The sequence below is a fragment of the Aquiflexum sp. genome, assembly GCF_977115555.1.
Genome location: NZ_CDSBKL010000243.1, coordinates 1 through 6,307, shown reverse-complemented (window position 1 = coordinate 6,307; position 6,307 = coordinate 1). Strand labels below are relative to the sequence as shown.

The 6,307-nt window shown below is 42.2% G+C and carries 5 protein-coding genes and 1 pseudogene; 5 read left to right on the top strand and 1 reads right to left on the bottom strand.

Annotation, left to right across the window (positions count from 1 at the left end; translation table 11 throughout):
* The 5 genes from ACZFYI_RS13840 to mnmC2 form a co-directional block, all read left to right on the top strand.
* Positions 1-2,042, top strand: a 2,042-nt coding sequence (locus tag ACZFYI_RS13840) for a copper-translocating P-type ATPase (RefSeq protein WP_462524719.1), incomplete at its 5' end; no start/stop codon positions are given.
* Between the two features lie 223 nt (positions 2,043-2,265).
* Positions 2,266-2,469 (top strand): heavy-metal-associated domain-containing protein, encoded by a 204-nt coding sequence (locus tag ACZFYI_RS13835; RefSeq protein ID WP_462524718.1) that lies wholly within the window; start codon positions 2,266-2,268, stop codon positions 2,467-2,469.
* A 52-nt stretch (positions 2,470-2,521) separates the two neighbouring features.
* The gene (locus ACZFYI_RS13830; RefSeq protein ID WP_462524717.1) at positions 2,522-3,769 is read left to right on the top strand and encodes a M16 family metallopeptidase; all 1,248 of its coding nucleotides are present in this window, start codon (positions 2,522-2,524) and stop codon (positions 3,767-3,769) included.
* Positions 3,770-3,819: 50 nt separating this feature from the next.
* The gene (gene ispF / locus ACZFYI_RS13825; RefSeq protein ID WP_462524716.1) at positions 3,820-4,302 is read left to right on the top strand and encodes a 2-C-methyl-D-erythritol 2,4-cyclodiphosphate synthase; all 483 of its coding nucleotides are present in this window, start codon (positions 3,820-3,822) and stop codon (positions 4,300-4,302) included.
* Between the two features lie 3 nt (positions 4,303-4,305).
* Complete coding sequence (gene mnmC2, locus ACZFYI_RS13820) at positions 4,306-4,989, top strand: tRNA (5-methylaminomethyl-2-thiouridine)(34)-methyltransferase MnmC2 (RefSeq protein WP_462524715.1); 684 nt, start codon at positions 4,306-4,308, stop codon at positions 4,987-4,989.
* A gap of 133 nt (positions 4,990-5,122) precedes the next feature.
* On the opposite strand, the pseudogene ACZFYI_RS13815 reads toward mnmC2, so the two are convergent.
* Positions 5,123-6,307, bottom strand: a pseudogene (locus ACZFYI_RS13815) (hypothetical protein); the annotation flags it as partial.

The window sequence follows — 6,307 nt, the reverse complement described above, 5'->3', positions numbered from 1 at the left end:
CAATATCCTTGGAAAAACTCCAGAAACAGGTCCAATCAACAGGTTATGACTTGATGATTGGAGATGTATTGCAGGAGGATTTGGAAAAGATGCAGCTTGAAGCATATCATAAACTCAAGAAAAAAACGCTCTATGCGGGTATACTGGCTTTTCCGGTTTTCTTCATAGGCATGTTTTGGATGGACCTTCCCTATGGCAATTACATCATGTGGGCTCTGACCACACCGGTTTTGCTGATTATGGGGAGACAATTTTTTACCCAAGCATGGAAATTGGCAGGGCATGGACAGGCAAATATGGATACCCTAGTCGCCCTCAGTACCGGAATAGCTTACCTTTACAGTACCTTCAATACTTTTTTTCCTGAATATCTAGCCTCCAAAGGACTTGAGGTTCATGTTTATTTTGAAGCCGCATCTGTGATTATCTTTTTTATTCTTTTGGGAAAAACGCTGGAGTCGGGGGCCAAAGCCGGTACAGGTGCTGCTTTGAAAAAGTTGATGGACCTACAGCCAACAGACCTCATTGTCTTGAAAGAAGGAAAAGAAATTTCAAAGAAAACCTCCGAAGTCAGGAAGGGTGAAATAATATTGATCAAACCGGGTCAAAAAATACCTCTCGACGGTAAAGTCCTTGATGGCTCTTCTTATGTCAATGAAAGTATGCTTACCGGTGAACCGCTTCCCGTCCTGAAAGAAAATGGAGCTGAAGTTTTTGCCGGAACAATCAATGATTCCGGAAGCTTCACCTTTAAGGCGGAGCAGGTTGGAGGGGAAACTTTCCTTGCCCAAATCATCCAAAGGGTCAAAGCAGCCCAAGGCTCCAAAGCTCCCATTCAGAAAACGGTTGATAAAATCGCAGGGATTTTTGTTCCTGTCGTATTGGCGATTGGCTTGATCACATTCTTTATTTGGGGTTTTAGCGGGATAGAGGATGCTTGGCTGAGGGGAATGCTTGCCCTGATTACAGTGTGGGTGATAGCCTGTCCCTGTGCTTTGGGATTGGCGACACCTACCGCTATCATGGCAGCCATGGGCAAAGGCGCAGAATTGGGGATTTTGATCAAAGATGCAGAAAGTCTGGAAAAAGGGAAAACCATTGATACCTTGATTTTGGACAAAACCGGAACGATTACAGAAGGAAATCCAAAAGTCATCGGCTCGTTTTATGGTGAAAAATGGATTGAAAGTGACCCATCTGTCGTCAAAGCCATCGAATCCAAAAGCGAGCATCCCTTGGCAAAAGCCATTTCAGAATATTTTGAGGAAATCAATCCGGAAAAAAACATCTCGGATTTCAAAAGCGAAACTGGAAAAGGTGTCAGCGCAAAAGCCGGACATGAGATTTACCACATCGGGACCAGCAAGTGGCTAGTCTCACAGGGAATTGACATGGAAGGATCGCTTATGGAAGAATCTTCTGAAGCTCTGAAAGAGGGTGCCATTGTCGTATTTGTAGCAAAAAATGCTGAATTGGTAGCGGTATTCAAAATCGCAGATCCAATCAAAGCCACTTCAAAAAAAGCCATTCTAGAATTGAAGCAAATGGGCATTACCATCCATATGCTGACCGGTGACCAAACCAAAACTGCTGCCTGGGTAGCAAAAGAAACCGGAATAGACCATTTCAAGGCGGAAATGCTTCCTCAGGATAAAGCTGCTTACCTAAAGGATTTACAGGCTCAGGGAAAACATGTTGCCATGGCAGGTGATGGGATCAATGACAGTGAGGCGCTCAGCTTGGCCGATTTGGGTATTGCCATGGGAAAAGGAACAGACATAGCGATGGAAGTCGCTGAAGTGACATTGGTCCATTCAGACCTAACTCAAATCCCAAAAACCCTTCATCTGACCAAAAAAACAGTCCAAATCATTCGTCAGAATCTATTTTGGGCTTTTATTTACAATATTGTCGGAATTCCGATCGCCGCAGGAATCCTGTATCCCGCATTCGGGTTCTTGCTCAATCCGATGATTGCGGGAGCTGCCATGGCACTGAGTTCAGTATCCGTAGTCAGCAATAGCCTTCGACTCAGGAAATGACAATCGCTTTAAAAATCAAAAGGTATCCGAGTCTTGTCTCTTGTTATTACTTAAGATTTCTCAGTCGTACCTCCTTCGAAATGACAAGGTGAAGTCTTTTCCAATTTTCTTCTAACTTCCAAATTCCAACCTCGGAAATCGTAAATCGTACTCCTTAAATACTTCCTCCTTACTCCAACTACCTAGTCTCAAATCTCACGTCTCACATCTAATGTCTTCTAATATGAAACAGCAATTCAAAACAAATGTCAAATGCGGTGCCTGCGTGGCAACCATCACTCCTGAAATGGAAAAAATCGCTGCCGGTTCCTGGCAGGTTGACCTCACCAATCCAGACAGGATCCTTACAGTAGAAAGCGATAAAGAACCTGCTGAAATAATTCAGGCATTGGAAAGTTCAGGGTATAAAGGGGAACTGCTTTCCTGAAACAATTACCCCCCAAATTGCTTTTATTTCTTAGCTTTGCTGAAAATTTTCAATGATCAATTACCAACAATTTGTACTGGATAATGGCCTTCAGGTGCTCATCCATGAAGACCGGAGCACCAAAATCGCTGTATTGAATATCCTTTACAAAGTAGGCTCAAGGAATGAAATTGCCGGAAAAACGGGACTGGCGCATTATTTTGAGCACTTGATGTTTGGAAGCTCCAAAAATGTACCCGTTTTCGACACCGAACTGGAAAAAGTCGGAGGTTCCTGTAATGCATTTACCAATACAGACATCACGAACTTCTACATCACCCTGCCTGCGTCCAATATTGAAACCGCTTTTTGGTTGGAATCTGACAGGATGCTCCAGCTTAATCTCTCCGAAAAAACCATTGAAGCCCAACGCAAAGTGGTGATCGAGGAGTTTAAGCAAAGGTATATCAACCAACCTTACGGAGATATACATCACCATATCCGGGGATTGGCTTATGAAAGGCATCCTTATCAATGGCCTACCATAGGTAAAAACATCGAAGACATCGTCAATTACCAAAAGTCAGATGTAGAAGAATTCTACCTGACCCACTACAGACCCGACAATGCCGTCATGGTAGTGGCAGGAGATGTCACTTTGGAGCAAGTGAAATTTTTGTCTGAAAAATGGTTTGGAGATATCCCATCCGGTCAAATCCCAAAAAAGCCAATCCTTCAGGAATTGCCCCAAAAGAGTAAAAAAACACTGAAAGTAGAAGCAGATGTCCCTACCGATGCTTTGTATAAAGTGTACCACATGCCGGGAAAATTACAGGATGGATACCTAGAATCTGACTTGATCACGGATATTTTGGGTTTCGGGCGTTCTTCTATTTTGGAACAGCATTTGGTCAAAAACGGAAACTTGTTTGCTTCCATTGGCGCATATATCTACGGTACAGTTGACCCGGGATTGTTGGTTTTTTCAGGTAAAATGGAAAAGGGACAACCGGCTGAACTTGCAGAAAAAGCTTTGGATGAAGTAGTGGCTTCTTTTCTTACCTCCACTGTTTCCGACAATACCCTGACAAAAATCAAAAATCAGGCGGAGGCCATGAAAACCTATGAATCCGTTCAGCTGTTGAACCGCGCTATGACTTTGGCTTATAATGCCCATCTCGGTAATCCTGATTACCAACAGTTGGAATATGAAAAGAAAATCAAAATCCCTTCGGAGGAAATAATAAAGCAGGCGAATAAAATCCTTGTAGAAGAAAACTCTTCCGTCGTCTACTACAAAGCAAAAAATGGAAATAACTAGCTGTTTTTTTGTCTCATGTCTTATGTCTTACATTTCATGTCTAGTAAAATATGACAAATTTCAGAATCGGCTTCGGCTATGATGTACATCAACTCCAAGAAGGCTATGAGTTTTGGCTGGGAGGAATCAAACTGGAACACGACAAAGGGGCAGTCGGGCACTCTGATGCTGATGTGCTGATCCATGTAATCTGTGATGCGCTTTTGGGTGCAGCCAATTTGAGGGATATCGGTTATCATTTTTCAGACAAAGACCCAAAATACAAAGGCATCGACAGCAAAATCCTACTCAAAGAGGTAATGCAGCTGATCAGAAAAGAAGGTTACGAAGTGGGCAACATCGATTCAACAGTCTGTCTGCAGGTTCCAAAACTGAACCCACATATTCCTTCGATGAAGACATGCCTTGCTGAAGTGATGGTAACAGATATTTCGAATATTTCCATCAAAGCCACCACGACTGAGCAACTTGGCTTTGTGGGACGGCAGGAAGGTATTTCTGCCTATTGTGTGGTCCTGATCCATAAAATCTAAAGCATGGGAAGAGAAGTCAAAATCATCATTACTGAAGACGGATCACATTCCCTTTACCTCCCTGAACTGAAGGAATCTTATCATTCTTTTCATGGCGCATACAGGGAATCTATCCATGTTTTTATGCTTTATGGCCTGGAAGCATGGTTCATGCGCAATCCGGATAGGTTTCCAATCCGGATTTTTGAAGTGGGATTTGGGACAGGACTAAATGCATGGCTGACCTTGGTGTGGGCAGAACAATACAAAGTGCCGGTCTTATACCATACCATAGATCCTTTTCCTCTGGAAAAAGAGGTCTTCGAAAAGCTGAATTATACAGAAGTCGATACTTCAATTTACCATTATGCCCATTTTTTTAAGAAACTCCACCTGTCTCCATGGGATCAGGGATTGGTCTATTCCGAGTATTTCAATATGAAAAAGGACCAAACGACTTTAGAGGATGCGGTTCTCTACCCTTCAGATATTGTCTTCTATGATGCCTTTGCACCCAAAAAACAACCCGAACTTTGGACTAAAGAAATCTTGGAAAAAGTCGTGGACACGATGAATCCAGGGGGAATATTGGTGACCTATTCAGCTACAGGTAAACTAAAAAGGGATCTGAAGGAATTGGGACTGACAGTAGAAACCCTACCGGGACCTCCGGGGAAAAATGAAATGGTAAGGGGGACAAAGGGGTAATTGATTGGAAAATTGGAAGGTTGAAAGATTCAAAAATTGGAAGGTTTTAAAGTTGAAAAGTTATTCCTTTCCAATACTGATTGCTCCCTAAGCATCCTGCGGCTGAAAAATGCGACTGATCACTGTAAACTGATCACTCCTCTTCCTTAATCCGATCTTGTTTATTACTGCTATTCTCTCTTTTCTTCCCTTTTTTTTCCTTTTCCGGTTTAGCCTGCCCAAGGCCCAAACTTCCTTTCATGCCACTAAATGTGGTTTTCCACCAATAATTAAAAATGAATTTCTCTTTATCCCTTTCTTGGTATATCTTCCCTTCAATCGGTTTTCTGAGGTATCTCCTGGGATTGTTTGACCTTACGGCAAAAGAATTCAGAACAAAAGTCAGGATAGCATCCCTTCCTTTTGCTTTTTCGAGGGTTCGGTGATTTAACAAAATCAAGTGCAAATCTGAATACGAAAATGCCATCTGCCCTACAGCTTTGTCATTGTCAGCCACAAATGACCAATCGGCCCTGTTAACGGTTCCTCTTTTGACGTTCACAAAAGCATTGGTTTCCAGTATTGAATTTAAGGTCCGCATGTCAAACTTACCGAGCTGCGCATTGATTCTCATCGGATAAGGTTCCTCAAAAAACAAATGTCCCTGTAGATTCAGGTCTGCCACTCCATTCAACTTGGTCGTAGCCAATAAAAAGGATTCTTCCAAAGGATAAGGATTATCGCTTGTCGATAGATGAAAAGGATACAAGCCTGCATTGATATCTGTAAATAGCATCTCCCCAGGCACCATTCCTTTTTCAAAAAACTCAGCATACCTGATGGTCGCATTTTCTATGACGAAAGTATCCAATCTAAGTTCCAAACCTGCATTTCTCATCAATTCCTGAGGCATGGGACGGTATATCCCGGTTTCTCGAGGGTACCTTTTGTCCCTAAACATTGAAGCATAAATATCAGAAACTTTGAGTGATTTGGCAGCCAAAACTTCTTGTTCTAAAAATCTTTCATAATCAGGACTTTCCAATACCAATAAAGGAACATGGATATTCATCACATCAGTCTGCTTTCCTACGGTTCGGCCATATTGGTACCTGCCCACCCTAGGTATTAATTCAAGGTCATTGACCTTTATTTGATTCTTGTCGACTGAGATCAGGCCTATTTTGAGTTTGTTAAGGCTGTCTTTCAGAAGGATTTCATAATTGGGCAGAGAAAATTTGAACTCTTGTTTTAGAAAGGCATTTCTATCCAGCTTGTCAAGATTTTGCAAATCAACCTTTGTCCCCAAAAGCTCAAAATTGACAGAATTGAAATATTG